The sequence below is a fragment of the Bradyrhizobium sp. BRP23 genome, assembly GCF_020194135.1.
GTDB lineage: Bacteria > Pseudomonadota > Alphaproteobacteria > Rhizobiales > Xanthobacteraceae > Bradyrhizobium > Bradyrhizobium yuanmingense.
Genome location: NZ_JADYVW010000025.1, coordinates 1 through 13,417 on the forward strand (window position 1 = coordinate 1; position 13,417 = coordinate 13,417).

At 65.0% G+C, this 13,417-nt stretch carries 11 protein-coding genes and 3 pseudogenes; 1 reads left to right on the forward strand and 13 read right to left on the reverse strand.

Annotation, left to right across the window (positions count from 1 at the left end; all coding sequences use genetic code 11):
- Positions 1-326, forward strand: a pseudogene (locus I6F24_RS35470) (IS5/IS1182 family transposase); the annotation flags it as partial.
- On the opposite strand, the gene I6F24_RS35475 reads toward I6F24_RS35470, so the two are convergent.
- The 13 genes and pseudogenes from I6F24_RS35475 to I6F24_RS37490 form a co-directional block, all read right to left on the reverse strand.
- The gene (locus I6F24_RS35475) at positions 323-670 is read right to left on the reverse strand and encodes a hypothetical protein (RefSeq protein ID WP_306469183.1); all 348 of its coding nucleotides are present in this window, start codon (positions 668-670) and stop codon (positions 323-325) included. The pseudogene I6F24_RS35470 and the gene I6F24_RS35475 sit on opposite strands and share 4 nt — an antisense overlap.
- Positions 671-1,496: 826 nt before the next feature.
- A pseudogene (locus I6F24_RS35480) lies at positions 1,497-1,651 on the reverse strand (4-hydroxybenzoyl-CoA thioesterase); the annotation flags it as partial.
- Positions 1,652-2,107: 456 nt separating this feature from the next.
- Entirely contained in the window at positions 2,108-2,995 is an 888-nt protein-coding gene (locus tag I6F24_RS35485) for a hypothetical protein (RefSeq protein WP_225131016.1), read from the reverse strand.
- Positions 2,992-4,539 carry a hypothetical protein gene (locus tag I6F24_RS35490; protein ID WP_225131018.1) on the reverse strand — a complete coding sequence of 516 codons (1,548 nt, stop codon included), beginning with the start codon at positions 4,537-4,539 and terminating at the stop codon, positions 2,992-2,994. The genes I6F24_RS35485 and I6F24_RS35490 overlap by 4 nt, the downstream gene beginning before the upstream one ends.
- Positions 4,540-4,726: 187 nt before the next feature.
- Positions 4,727-5,725 carry a polyprenyl synthetase family protein gene (locus tag I6F24_RS35495; RefSeq protein WP_225131119.1) on the reverse strand — a complete coding sequence of 333 codons (999 nt, stop codon included), beginning with the start codon at positions 5,723-5,725 and terminating at the stop codon, positions 4,727-4,729.
- Positions 5,726-5,879: 154 nt separating this feature from the next.
- Positions 5,880-7,223, reverse strand: a complete 1,344-nt coding sequence (locus tag I6F24_RS35500) for a cytochrome P450 (protein ID WP_225131020.1) — start codon at positions 7,221-7,223, stop codon at positions 5,880-5,882.
- Positions 7,223-8,068 (reverse strand): SDR family oxidoreductase, encoded by an 846-nt coding sequence (locus I6F24_RS35505; protein WP_225131121.1) that lies wholly within the window; start codon positions 8,066-8,068, stop codon positions 7,223-7,225. The genes I6F24_RS35500 and I6F24_RS35505 overlap by 1 nt, the downstream gene beginning before the upstream one ends.
- A gap of 6 nt (positions 8,069-8,074) precedes the next feature.
- A pseudogene (locus I6F24_RS35510) lies at positions 8,075-8,362 on the reverse strand (ferredoxin); the annotation flags it as partial.
- Between the two features lies 1 nt (position 8,363).
- Positions 8,364-9,647 carry a cytochrome P450 gene (locus I6F24_RS35515; protein WP_225131022.1) on the reverse strand — a complete coding sequence of 428 codons (1,284 nt, stop codon included), beginning with the start codon at positions 9,645-9,647 and terminating at the stop codon, positions 8,364-8,366.
- A 95-nt stretch (positions 9,648-9,742) separates the two neighbouring features.
- Positions 9,743-10,945, reverse strand: a complete 1,203-nt coding sequence (locus I6F24_RS35520) for a cytochrome P450 (protein WP_225131025.1) — start codon at positions 10,943-10,945, stop codon at positions 9,743-9,745.
- 748 nt (positions 10,946-11,693) lie between these two features.
- A complete protein-coding gene (locus I6F24_RS35525) occupies positions 11,694-11,882 on the reverse strand; it encodes a hypothetical protein (RefSeq protein WP_225131036.1) in 189 nt (62 codons plus the stop codon).
- Entirely contained in the window at positions 11,879-12,352 is a 474-nt protein-coding gene (locus I6F24_RS37485; protein WP_249782200.1) for a tyrosine-type recombinase/integrase, read from the reverse strand. Before I6F24_RS37485 ends, I6F24_RS35525 begins: the two co-directional genes overlap by 4 nt.
- 119 nt (positions 12,353-12,471) lie before the next feature.
- Positions 12,472-12,738, reverse strand: a complete 267-nt coding sequence (locus I6F24_RS37490) for a site-specific integrase (protein WP_249782201.1) — start codon at positions 12,736-12,738, stop codon at positions 12,472-12,474.
- Between the last annotated feature and the right edge of the window lie 679 nt (positions 12,739-13,417).

A 13,417-nucleotide genomic window follows, 5' to 3' on the forward strand; every position in this document is an offset into this window, starting at 1 on the left:
GTCGACAAGGGATACCGCGGCCACGACGCACAAAATCCCCGACGGACCTTCATCTCCGGCCAGAAGCGCGGCGTCTTCGGTGTCATCAAGCGCGAGCTGCGCCGCCGCTCCGCCATCGAACCCATCACCGGACACCTGAAGGCCGATGGTCACCTCGGCCGCTGCTACCTCAAAGGCCGCGCCGGCAATGCGGCTAACGTCATCCTCTCAGCCGTGGGCCACAACTTCCGCCGCATCCTCGCCTGGCTCAGAGAACTCTTGTGCCTCATCCGCTCCAGCTATGGCGCACGTTCGGCCGTCCCGCCGCGCTCAATTCGCCTTCTTAACGGACGACCAGATAGGGATGGTTGTTTGCAATCGCATTCGAAGCCGCCCCGGTGAGGGCTGTCGCGCAATCTGGACGCAACGCATCCAGCGGAATGTCCCAACGGGCCTCGCCCAGCCAGTTCTGAGCATAGCGACCGGTGCGCGAAACGGCAAACGCGCCATTGTTACACCTGAGCAGCACAAGATGATCGGCAAGCCGCCCGAGGCTCCCCAGTAGCACATTTTCGTAGCGGGGAAGCGTTTCGCCGGGCTTGAGCGCAACCTGCCACTTGCGCCGCAGGACCGGCATGTCATTGATCAGCCTCGTATTTGATTCCGCGGATTGCTCGTTGGCAGCACGCATCACACGCCCCACTCACCTAAGCTTCCTGCCCGGGCGGCATCAAATCCAGCTTGGCTTAATTCGCTCTTAAAAAGACGAGACGGTCGCGTTCGGCCCCTGCTGATCGATGCCGTTGCCTGAAACATCTGGCGCGACCGTCTTCAAGACTCATAACGCAGAAAATCCGCGGCGGTAGTGCATAATTCAACGAAAAGCGTTTGCCAGCGCCACTGGAACGACGAGAATCTTCGAACGAATGATTTGAGCCTCACGTATTCTACGAAGTAGCGCTCGTCAGTTGCGCGCGAAATTTTTTGTCGGATGTCCGATTTGTACGACTACCATTTGCCGACGGCGCAGGCGCCAGCAAATCCTCAATGTTAATTGTGCTTGAAGGACCGTCCCAGAGAGATGCGTGATAACTAAGCGCATGTTAAAGAAATGTGACGACTGCCGGCGCGAGGAGGCCACGCATGAAAAAGAGTGATTTGACTCTCGGAATGCGGTGCTGGTTTTCGCCGTCTTGAGCTTACGTCTGAACGTGGCATCCAAGGAAACTACCACTGCCCTGCTTGCGGCACACTGATCGAGGAGCTCGGAGCGGCCCACCTCGTGCTTTATCGCTTGACCGTACAGCCTTCCATTAAAGCAATCCGCAATCAATAATTCGTCGCGGCGGCCCAGGAGCTTTAGTGGGTTCGCTCAATTTTGGTATCTGACAGCGAGATCAGCGCGCCCCTTCCTTGAAGCCACAAACAGCATCCTTGCCGACCTTCAATGGTGGCGCCGTGACCGACTTGCTTGCGGGCTCTCCTGCAAATTGCATCGCCTCCCCCGTTAACGGATTGCCGAGCAGGCGCAAGTAGTTCGTCTGCCACGTTCCATGAAAGGCAAAAAATTCGCATGATAAACAATCTGGCCGGCGTCGGTATCTTCAAAGTAGACACGGACCTGCATGTAGTGCCGTCCGTCTCGAACTTCGCCGTCAAGAGAGACTGTCAGCGCGGTTCCTCTTATTGCGCGTACAGGGACCCTTGTCTCACACAGAGGCAGTTTTCTGAGCAAGCGCCAAAAGCTTGAGCTTGGCTCCAGCTGCCGGAAGCTGATTCACCGGCCTGAATGCGGCAGGCGTTGCGCTGCCGACATCGACTTCGGGCGAATATATCGAAGATCTATCGTCAACGCGTATTGCGGGCATCCAACCACAGCGCGCACAAGAACGTAAACGGAGTTCTGCTGCTGCCGAAGCTGCATCTCTGGGATTTCGCGATGAGCGATGGCATCCCCTTTGATCGGCAATCCATAGACCAACTATCCGCTTCGGAAGGACTCTCTACCACTGCGTATTGCACGGTGGACAACGAGGGCATCCGTCGCATCGGGCGACGTTGTTGCGTCGGATTCGGCCGAAGGCAGCGCGCGCACGCCGCCGCCTTCGCGCGTTCAGGCCGGCGCACGTTAGCCTCCTCCCGCAGCGTCGCTGCCGTAGCGGCTGGTCGAGGTCCGGTAGTACTGAGCGCGGATGGCGGCCATGGCCTCGATCAACGGTCCCCAGGGCGCGGGAAAGCGTTCTTTCGCTATCACCCGATCCAGCATGCGCGTATGGCCGGCCAGCTCGTCGTTGAGGAACTCCACCACAGGCATAGCCGGATAGCGCTGCAGCAGCAGGATCGCCGCGTTGTCGGCCTCGTCGGCCGACCTGTCCATGTCGCGTCCATGCAGATCGTTCTGCAGGCGCCCTATCGCGGAGATGAGCCGCAGGACCTGGCGAAACGCCGGACGCGCGCGCAAGGTCGCCATGTCCAGTCCCCACAGCAACGACAGGCAACAGAACACGTTCGCGTAGGCGATCGAATCGATGCCGTTGTGCAGGTACTCGGCGTAGGACCAGCGTTCCGCCCCCACCGCCTGCGCGTGTCCGGCGCGCAGCGCCGCGCAGTAGCACCGGGTATCGTCGAGAAGCTGAGCATAGTCGCGACGATCGTAGGCGAGCGCGGCCAGCGAAGCGCGCAGCACAGCGCAGCCCTCGAATCCGGGGAGCGCGCACGGCACGCCCTGCCCCAGTGCCTGCTCCACCGCGGCGAGCTGCTCCGGCGCGATCAGGCCAAGGTCGTTGCAATCGTCGAGCCAGAACAGCATCGCCAGTTCGCGATAGAACGCCACGGTCAGCGTTTCATCCTGCGGATCGCGGCCGGTGCGGGCGCTGATATCGTGCAGGCTCGGAAGGATGCGCTGCAGGATGTACTGGCCGCCCCTGACCGCTTCCACGCCGTGCTCGTCGGCGAACCCGGTCAGGGAACGCCCCCACTCCAGCACCTCCTGCAGCGCGCGTTCGGTCTGAATCATGGCGCCGCTCCTGTTCCCTCGGCCAGGACGCGCCGCTCCCAACCAAGTGCCAGCCACAACCCGGCGAGTTCGGCCACGCGCACGACCCGGGTGGGGCAATACAGTTCCTTGCCGATCCACAGCGGAGTCTGCGGCAATGCATGCGCCGCATGGCGGGCGAGCATCCACTCCAGCGCACGCGCCACCGCCTGCGCAATGCGCCGCCGCCCTGTCGGCTCTTCGCTCCCGTCCATCACGTGCAACGCGAACAGCGCATAGGCAGTTTCCTCGAATGTGGACGCGCGACCGGCGCCCCAGCCGCCGTCGTCGCGCTGCGCCTGCAGCAGCGCCGCCAGCGCGCGCTCGTCGCGCCACTGGGGCTTGCCTTGCGCCAGCGCTGCGACCGCATGCGCGGTGGGATACAGCCACGAAACGTGCCATTTTTCGTTGTCCCAGAGACCGTGCGGGTTGCGATTGGCCTCGACGTAGGCGCTGGTGCCGGCGGCGGGCTTTCCCAACAGTCGCAACGCATGCAGGGCATGGATGTTGGTCGACACCGAGGCATTGCGCTCGCCGGGGAAGGTGACGAACAGCTCGCCGATTTCGAAATGGCGCAACGCATCGGCCGCCCGGTCGCGGCCTGCAAGGCGCAGGACGCACAACGCAACGGCGGTGTCGTCCGCATCTGCCGCGAAGTGCACGGCCGGGCCCAGACCGCGCACGCCCAGGCGGGCGTCGAGCTGCGCGATGATCACGCGCACCGCCCCGGCGAGCGCGGGATGCGCGAACAGACCGGCCAGATGCAAGGTGTATAGCGACCAGCATGGCTCGAACACATTGATCGGCCAGACGTTGGGAACGACACCTTCGATGCCGCTGCGCGTTGCTCGCGATGCCGCCTGCAGATACGCGTCGGCGCGCCCGACCTGCGGCGTGCTCCCCTGTGTCACGGCGTGCGCACGCCACGCGGCAGTGGCCGCGGGACTGATGCCGATGCTGCCGTCATCATCCGGCCATGCGGTGGTCGGCGACGTCCCCCAGGCTTCCCAGGAGTGCAGCAACGGATGGCCGCTCGGCAACGTCGCCACGGCCCCCCGCTTGACCCGCGCTTGCCGCAACGGCAACAGCGCCGGGTGGCGCGGAAACGCCACGCCGCCCGGCAAGGATGCGGCCTCGTCGCAAAACCGCGGTAGGATCAGCTCCGCGCCGATCGGCGCGTCGTCCGGCACCGCACGCGCATAGGGATCGGGCTGGCGCTGGAGGAACCGCGTTGCAGCCTGGACAGCGTCGGCAGCGCCGGGAAGAGAATCGACACGCTGCAATGCCAGCAACGCCGCCCATGTCGGCGCATGACGGAACAGCGGGAAGTCTGCGCTTCCCCATCCGCCATCGGCCTGTTGCTGTGCGATGAGCCACGCGTATGCGTCCTGCCGACCGATGACGTTGCCATGGAACTGCAGAGTTCGCGCCGTGTCGTAGACGGATGGACCGACGCTGCCGCCATCGCGCATCTCGCTCAGCAGGTGGCGCAATTCGGAAAGGATCTGTTCAGCCAGCGCGTTCACGCGGGATGTTCCTTCTGCAGACGGTTGACGGGAACCAGGATCGGGCAGACGCCGCGCACGTCGCCGCAGGCCCGTCGCGGCCATGCTGGGCAACCGCTGCGCTCAGCGCCACGGATTCGGACAACATGCACCGCTGCCGCAGGCCGATCGCAGCGGCCCAGGGGCGACTCCATGTGGACCGGCGCGCTCATGCGCATGGCGCGTGCTTGAACAGATAGGCGTCGGCCCGCTGCAGGATCTGCGCCAACCGTTCCGCACGCGGCCCCAACGGGGCGACGGCCTCCCCGGCGTCGCGCAACAGATCCATCACGAACTGCCGCGCTGCCTGCAGCCCCATGATCGACGCGCAGGTCGGCTTCCGCGCCGCCGCGTCCTTGCCGGGGGTCTTGCCCAGCGTCGCGGTATCTACTGTCGCGTCGAGAATGTCGTCGATCACCTGCAACGCCAGGCCGAAATGGGCGCTGTAGCGATCGAGCGCACAGTACATCGCAGCGTGCGCGGCATCCTCCGCAATGGCGCATAGCGCGCCCATGCGAACGGATGCGCGCACTAGCGCTCCGCACTTCATCCGGTGCATCACCAGGATCCTGTCCAGCTCGACGTGCTTTCCAACCAGCGACAGATCCATGGCCTGCCCGCCCGCGGCCCCCTCGGCGGACACCGCCTGCGCCAGTTCGCGCACGAGCGCAATACGGTTGTCGCCCGGCGCATCCAGGCTCGCCAGGGTCAGGAAGGCGTGCGCCTGCAGCGCATCGCCCACCAAGATCGCGGTGGCTTCGCCGAACTTGACGTGCACGGTCGGAAGGCCGCGGCGAAGCACGTCGTCGTCCATCGCAGGCAGATCGTCGTGGACCAACGTACAGGCGTGCATCATCTCGATGGCGGCGCCGACTTCGTCGAGCATGTGCGCCGGCGTGTCGGCCAGTGCGCCGGCAGCCAAACAGAGCAAGGCGCGGGTGCGCTTGCCGCCATGCAAGGTGGCGTAGCGCATCGCCGCCATCAGCTCGGTCTCACCGTCGTCTTCGGCGCAGAGAAGACGCGCCAGCGCCTGTTCGACCCGCTTTGCGCCGTCCTGCATCCAAATCTCGGGCAGCAGCCTGCCGGATGCGCCGCGCGCCTGCGCGCCCGATCCGCCGTTCGCGGAAACGCCAGCTCGGTCGTCGTGTGGCGTGGAACCGGTCTGCATGTTGTTCATGTCCTTGTACCTGCCAGGAGACGGCCACGGCGAGCCGCGAGCCGCCGCGGTGTTGCCGGCCTCGCACCGAGCGCGCGCGCCGAGTGGAGCAATGCCGCGTGTCGCCGGCGCCGCTGCCTCACCACACGGGGCATGCGATGCCAGCTCATGAGAATCCGATGCGGATAGTCATGGACGGATGCGCGGTCGGGTAATAGCGCCGGCCTTTTTCGACGCCGCTCAGCAACCGCGGCCGCACCCCGGCCTCGTGCATGGTCAGCGCCAAGGCGATACAGAACTGCACCAGTTCCAGCCATGCCAGGTGGTAGCCCATGCAGACGTGTGGGCCGGTACCGAACTGCAGCATGTCCACCGGCCGGATCGGCTCGGTGCGTTGCAGCCACCGCGCCAGCCGAAACTGATCAGGCGCCTCGTGCAGCAGCGCCGAGGTCGAGAAATGCAGCAGCGGGATGCACAGATCGGTGCCCGCGGGAATGCGCCGTTGGCCGAGTCGCAATTCACGCAATGCGCGACGCACCAGGAGCGGCGTCGCCGGATGCACGCGCAGCGTCTCGCGGAACAGCGCCTCGGCGACCGGACACTGCGCCAGGTCCGCGTGCCGGGTCGGCACCGCGCCTACGCGTTGCGCCTCCTCGACCAGCGCGTCCCACAGCCCAGGCTGCCGCGCCAGCTCGATCACCATCCAGGCCATCGTCGAGGCGGTGGTGTCGTGACCACCAAGCAGCAGCAAGCGGATATTGGCGATCAGGACGTCATCGGAAAGCGCATCGTCGCTGCGATCGAAGGCGCTCACCATGTCGTTGATCAACCCGGTGCGCGCGGCATGTTCGCGCGCGGCGCGGACGAACTCGCGCAACCGCGCATCGATCCAGTCGCGGGCGGCGCGGCCGCGCCGCAAGGGCAGTCCGGGCAGGTCGACCGGGGGCGCGACGACCAACTGCAGCAGTTGCCGGTACTTGCGATGCCATCCCGGCAGGTCCTGCGCGGGGATTCCCATGAGACTGAAGATGAGCTTGAGCATCAGATCGCCGGTTTCGCGCAGGATGGTGACGTCGCCCCGGTCGCGCCATCTCTGCACGCGCGCCCGGATGACGGGCGCGAACAGCTCGCCGATGCCGGCCTGGGTCAGCCCCTTGGGCAGAAGCGCCGCCTGGATCGCATCGCGCGCCTGCCGGTGCGCGATGCCATCCTGGGCGACCAACGTTCCGCCAAACAATTCGGGCGCGATGTCTTCGATGAGCGCCGAGGACACGTCCTTGTGCCGGAGCACTGCGAGAGCATCCGGATCCAGACTGGTCATCAGGTGTCCGGCAGGGCCGAAATCTAGCCAGAAGTGGCTGCCCAGCGTCCGTTCCGCGCGCCGCAGCAGGCGCGGCAGGTCGCAGACGACGGCGGGAAGATGCCCGACCAAGGGAAAAGCGCCGGGCACGACCGGGATGTCGTGCCGCAGCCGATGCCGACGGTTCAGCGGGTTGAGCAGCATGTCCATCAGCAGCGCGGCGCCGCGTCCGCTTCGGCGGTCTCGCCGGCAGGCCGCGCGGCGCGGCTGTTGCCACCGTCGGCGTATGTCGGCACATGCGCCAGCATGCCGCCGTCGATGCACACGACCTGGCCGGTGATGAACGCAGCATCGTCGGAGAGCAGGAACGCCACCAGCGCGGCCACGTCCTCGGGGCGGCCCACGCGCGGCAGGAGCTGGTGCCGGCGCAGATCGGTTTGCATGTACGCGTCCAGCTTGGCGAGGAGACGCTCGGTCATGATGAGACCGGGTGCAACCGCATTGCAGCGGATCTGCGCATGACCGTACTGGGTGGCGAGCGAGGCCGACAGCATGTTCATCGCCGCCTTCGACGCGGCGTAGGATGTCAGCGCGGTGTCACCGCTGAGCCCCTGGCACGACGACATGTTGACGATCGCGCCACCTCCGCGGGCGATCATCCGTGGGATGGCCTGCCGGCAGCAGAGCAGCGTGCCACGCAGATTGGTCGCCATGGTCTGATCCCAGACCGCTAGGTCCAGCTCAAGGATCGCGCGGTCGCGCGGGGTCAGATGCATCGCGCTCGCGTTGTTCACCAGCAGGTCGACCCCACCGAAGTGCCGCTCCGCCGTCTCGAACAGCGCTGCCACCGCCTGCGCATCGGCGATGTCGATCGCCAGGGCGAGCGCGTGGCCCGCTTCGGCCGCGATCTGCGCGGTGCAGGCGATAGCCGCCGATCCATCAATGTCGGCCACCACCACTCTGCCGCCCTCGCGCGCGATGGCGAGGGCGCATGCCTTGCCGATGCCGGCTCCGGCGCCGGTCACCACGGCCACTTTGCTTTCAAACCGTCCCATGTATCGCCCTAGATTGTGTTGGTCTTTCGCGGCATGCCGCTCGGCCTCCGCTGGAGAAGGCGCAGGGTGCGCGCTGGCGCGCTCGCCATCGCCAGCGTCGCTTTCGATGACCCGAATGGCGGCGACCGGGCACTGGCTCGCCGCGAGCCTCACGGCGGCGTGCAGCGCCTGCGGGACCTTCGCCACGCACACTTCGGCCACGCCGTCCGGTTCGCGCTGGCGAAAGGTGCCCGGCAGCGTCAGCACGCACTGCCCGCTGGTTCCGCACAGATCCTGGTCGACCATGACGCGCATCTCAGCTCCCCTGCGCATGCAGCCGCACCGGCAGTGCGCGGAACGTCCGAAGGAACGCCGAGGGCTCCCGGGTCGGCTGCTCGGCCAATGCCAGCGTGGGGAAGCGGGCCTGGATCCGGGGCAGGCTCTCGGCCAACTGCACCCGGGTCAGTTGCGCACCGAGGCAGAAGTGAATGCCGTGGCCGAAGCTCAGCATGATCTTCCCGTCGGTCGACATGCCTGGACTGGTGCCGTAGAACCGCGCGGGATCGAAGCGATCGGGATCGGCGAAGGCGTCCGGGTCGCGATTGCCGGACGCGATCAGCACGCGCACGTCCGCGTTCTTCGGGATCACCACGTCGTCCAGTTCGATGTCGCGCTGGGCGATACGCGGAATGGAGCTGAACATCGCGGGCGCGTCGCAGCGCAGGACTTCTTCGACGAATGCCCTCACCCCCGCGGCGTCCTTCTGCAGCCAGTGCCGCTGTTCGGGATACGCCAGCATCGCCAGGACGGCATGGTCGATGCTCGCAGCAGTGGTGGTGAAGCCGCCCAGCAGCATGCCCCACAGCATGCTGATCAACTCCGCATCCGACAGCGTGTCGGCATCGTGGTCATGTGCGCCGACCAGCATCGACACGATGTCGTGGCGGGGATTGGTGCGCTTGGACTGTATGAGGTCGCCGAAGTAGGCCTGCACTCTGGCGCTGGCCGCGTCCGCCGCGGCGAGCTGGGGATCGCTGGCGTGCGGGCTCAGGCCTTCCAGGATGCCGCCGATGCCGGCGGCGAGCCCGAAAATGTCGTCCTGGGGCATGCCAAACAGTTCGGCGAAGACCAGCATGGGCAAGGTCAGCGCGAATTCCCGATGAAGGTCCACCGCCTCCCCGCGCTCCAGCGCGGGCGCCATGCCGTCCAGCCGCGCTGCGACGATGCGCGCGATGCTCGGCCGCAGGTTGTCGATCTGGCGCATGGTGAAATCGCGCGAGATCAGCCGGCGCAGACGCGTATGCGTCGGTGGGTCCTTCATCGCAAGCGTGGACGCCAGCAGATTGAGCGACAGGCTTCTCGCCGCACGCGGGAAATAGCGCGCCAGTTCGCCGGGCGCCGGTCCTCGAAAAGCATCGCCCGTGGCCTTGAGAGCCCAGCAGATGTCGGCGTGGCGGCTCAACAGAAAGAGGCCCGACGCCGCGCGATGCACCGGATCGTGCTCGCGCAACCACCGCATGAATGGATACGGGTCGTGAATCCACGCCGGCGACGCCAGTTCGGCGAAGGCGTCCCGGCATGTTGTTTCTTGCACGTCCATCCTGGTTACCTATTGGCTGGCTGATCTGACCGGTACGTGGCAGGCACGCCGGCAAATCGCGGAGACGATCGCGATCCCCCAGCGGCGTCCGCACATCACCAGAGCACCGGGAACTCCTCGAACCCGCCGGTGATGATCTCCTTGCGCAACTTCAGTTCTTCGGGGGCTAAGGCCAAGCGCAGCTCGGGAAAGCGCTGGAAGATCGAACCGAACACCGCCTTGAGTTCTAGCCTGGCCAGCGCGCCGCCGATGCAGGAGTGCGGCCCGGAAGAGAACGCCAGGTGCGGCTCTCCGTCGCGCCCGATGTCGAAGATTTCCGGGTCGACGAAATGGCGCGTATCGAACGACGTCGCCGGCAGGCCGACCAGCACCTTGCTTTCCGGGGGAATATGAACGCCCGCGATGGTCACGTCGGTCCTCGGATAGCGCATGATGCCGTCCCAGCCCGCGCCCGGCGGGTACATACGCAGGATTTCCTCCACCGCCTTGTCCACCAGGGATGGATCGCCGACCAGGCGTTCGCGCTGTTGCGGATGGCGGAACATGGCCAGCAGGCCGAATTCGATCTGCGCGACGGTGCTCTCGTGGCCCGCCACCAGCATACCCGCCGCCAAGCCGATCGCCTCTTCCTCCGTCGCCTTGCCCTGGTCAACCGCCGCGAGCAGATCCGTTAGCAGGTTGTCGCCCGGATCCTGGCGCTTGTCCCGCATCTTGCCGCGAATGTAGGCGCGCAGTTCTTCCCAAGCCAGGCGCGACGCGCTGCGCGGGCCGCTTTCATGCTGGTGCGTCATCACCTCGTCGGACAGCCCGGCGAAAAAGGCGTGATCCTCGTAGAGCACGCCCATCAGCGCGCTGATGACCATGGCCGGAAGGGGAAACGAGAGGTGGCGCCGCAGGTCGGCGGGCTGGGGCTGGGCCCCCAACGTCTCGAACAACTGCGCGGCGATCGCCTCGACCTGCTGGGCGAGCAGCTTCACCCTGTGGTTGCAGAAGGCCGGCGCCACGATCTTGCGTAACCGGGCATGTTCGGCTCCCTCGTGCGAGACCAGCCAGCCCCGCGAACCGAGAATCACCGAATCCGGAGTGAATGCCGCCGGCGGCATTCCCGCGGGCCGGAACGCCGCGTCAGACAGCACCGCCTTGGCCTCGTCGTAGCCTGTCACCCACCAGCCTTCGTGCCCGGACGGGAAGCGCACGCGGTGGATCGGACCGTTGGCGCGTAGCATCAACATCTCGGGCGAGGGCTCGATGTGATCGACGCGCCACATCGGCAGCCTCGGCAAGGGTTGTTCGGACATGGTGGCACTTCACTCTCTAAGCGATGGAAGGGCGGAAGGTGACCGGCGAGCGCTGCGGGCAGCGAATGACGTAAGACGGCATGTAGACGACGGTCCTCCGCGGCGATGATCAGCGCGACATCCTCTAGTCGCACGAACAGCGCGGGGAAGGCGCATCGCTGTAGGCGCGCCAGCCCAGCGCCCAAGCAGAAATGCGGCCCTTGGCCAATCGACAGGTGCGCGTTATGCCGCCGTGCGGCTCGAACCCGTCGGCTGTCATAGATCGACTGACCGCAGGGATTGGTGAAGGAGGCTCGACCCACCCGCCACCGACCTGTCCGCCACTATAGCCTCCGGACCACGCCCACAGCGCCATGCGCAGTTCGCTCCTGGCTCAAGGTCTGCCGCTTTGGTTGCACCGCGACGAGCGCAACTGTTGTGGCTCCCAAAAGGAGAACTCTAGATCGCATCCAACACTTCCTGCATTTTCTTGGTCACAAGCGAGCGACAAGTCATTGCCACGCAAACCGTCGGAACGGACCAGACGCGAACAGCGAAGGCGCCGTTTCCGTCTCGAAGACCAATCGCGTTGCGATAGTGATGATGCCGTGAACGAGCAAATCGCGTGCCGGAGTGAATCGGAGGCTCAGCAGGCACTTCCTAGTGTCAGGCTTCTTGCATTGTCTCAATGCCGACAACCGGCGCAGCAAGTGCCCGACAAAAGGCCCGCTCTCGCGCCGCATGTGCGGCGCAGCCTTTACGGGATATTTCAAGCATCCGAATTGACTGCAGCGGGTGAGCGGCTTCCTGCGTTGTCGCCGATATCCTCAAGGCTCTTCTTGGTTACCTCAGCGTTACGCGACAAGTGGCGGACGACGATACTCTTATTGGCTATCTCGAACGCCTCGACCGCCTGTTTGAGAATGCGGCATTTGCCGAACCCGCCGATACCAATCAACAGAACTGCCGAAACGCTCGGATTAGGTGCACGATGCAGGTCTGCACCACGGGCTGCGGATTGGTTGCGACGTGCGTGTAGCGCTCCGTCGATAACAGTCGCGCATGCCCAAGAAGGACTTGGATGAGCCGGGTATCAGTACCGCGCTCGTAAAGGTGAGTAGCGAAGCTATGGCGCAGAACATGTGTCGTCACCTGCTTATCGAGACCGGCATGTTGCCGAGCTTTGCGGCAGGCCTCTTGCAACGTGCCGACACTCACCGGATCGTCCGGATTGCGCCCTGGAAACAGCCAATGGCGCGGTTTGGCCAGACACCAGTAGGATCGCAGGATGCTGAGCAGCCGCGGCGACAGCATCACGTAACGGTCCTTGCCGCCTTTGCCGGCGGTGATCAGGATCAGCATGCGCTTGCTGTCGATCGCGCTGGGCCTCAAGGCGGCTGACCTTGCCGGCTCGTAGCCCGGCAGCATAGGCCGTCACCAGCGCAACGCGGTCGCGCAGGGCCGGTACAACCTCCAGGAAACGGGCGACTTCCTCCGCACTCAGCACCAGCGGTTGCTTGACCGGCTCACAGGCCGAAATAATGTTCTCAATCGCCTCCGTGCGCCCGCGCATAGAAAAAGCGTAACGCGCACGTCACTTGGTTGATGTGGGTCCACGACCGCTTCAACCCGATCAGGTGCAGTTGGTACGCGCGCACCTGCTCAAGGCTGAGCTTGTCGGGCGATCGGCCGAAATGTCGGCTAAAGTTTGCAACCGCGTAGACATAGGATTGCTGCGTCGACGGTGACAAGTTGCGCAGCGTCATATCGTCGATCATGCGGCGGCGCAGCGGGCTCGAACTCATCGTGGCCATGAGGCACTCCTGTATTGAGAGGAACGGACTTGCGGTCCCATCCTTCAAACAGATGCCTCTTAGATAAATGGTCTCGCCACGGCCTCCCGCGGAGCGGGTTCGTTCAATGGTGGGCGACATCGAGCGGAATCAGCAGCCGAACAACTCACGCCGTCGCGCGAAGGCCGACCGGCGGATTCTCGTGGTGGTTTGTATGTGCTCGCGGCACGCACAGCATGGCCCGCGGAGGCTGGTATAAGTCTGTCAACCATTCAAGCTTCGGAAAGGAGGCGCCTGGCTGCAGGTTTTGCAGAACTTGGGCGCCGATCACCCCAGGCGCGGGAGCATCGCTGCATAGACGCAGCATGATTGGACAGGCGATTCAATCGAAATATGGATCCAAAATGCCGAGAGCCAAGCCGCCGGGTCAATTCGTGGAGCAATGTTGGCGCGACGTCTCCACGTGTTTAGCTCGCAGCTGGGCCTTTAGTCCCAGCTGCGGCTGTTTGGGAAAGATGATACCGGAGAGGTTGATGATGGCTGTGCGGCCGTCGGAAGCTGGCCGCGCAATCGCCGTCGGGCTCCTTCGCCGTCTGCGAAAATAGCCTTAGCTCCAGTCTCCGCTCCTGACTTGTGAGACACCATGATGCTCTGCGAACGCGCGATTGTGGACCTTCAATCGGCGAGAAGTTGCATTTCA

Excerpts from the sequence above, each read along its gene's own strand:
- I6F24_RS35485 (WP_225131016.1), bottom strand. The coding sequence starts at position 2,995 with ATGATTCAGACCGAACGCGCGCTGCAGGAGGTGCTGGAGTGGGGGCGT.
- I6F24_RS35520 (WP_225131025.1), bottom strand. The coding sequence starts at position 10,945 with ATGTCCGAACAACCCTTGCCGAGGCTGCCGATGTGGCGCGTCGATCAC.
- I6F24_RS35505 (WP_225131121.1), bottom strand. The coding sequence starts at position 8,068 with ATGGGACGGTTTGAAAGCAAAGTGGCCGTGGTGACCGGCGCCGGAGCC.
- I6F24_RS37490 (WP_249782201.1), bottom strand. The coding sequence starts at position 12,738 with ATGGCCACGATGAGTTCGAGCCCGCTGCGCCGCCGCATGATCGACGAT.
- I6F24_RS35500 (WP_225131020.1), bottom strand. The coding sequence starts at position 7,223 with ATGGACATGCTGCTCAACCCGCTGAACCGTCGGCATCGGCTGCGGCAC.
- I6F24_RS35495 (WP_225131119.1), bottom strand. The coding sequence starts at position 5,725 with ATGCAGACCGGTTCCACGCCACACGACGACCGAGCTGGCGTTTCCGCG.
- I6F24_RS35475 (WP_306469183.1), bottom strand. The coding sequence starts at position 670 with ATGCGTGCTGCCAACGAGCAATCCGCGGAATCAAATACGAGGCTGATC.
- I6F24_RS37485 (WP_249782200.1), bottom strand. The coding sequence starts at position 12,352 with ATGCTGCCGGGCTACGAGCCGGCAAGGTCAGCCGCCTTGAGGCCCAGC.
- I6F24_RS35515 (WP_225131022.1), bottom strand. The coding sequence starts at position 9,647 with ATGGACGTGCAAGAAACAACATGCCGGGACGCCTTCGCCGAACTGGCG.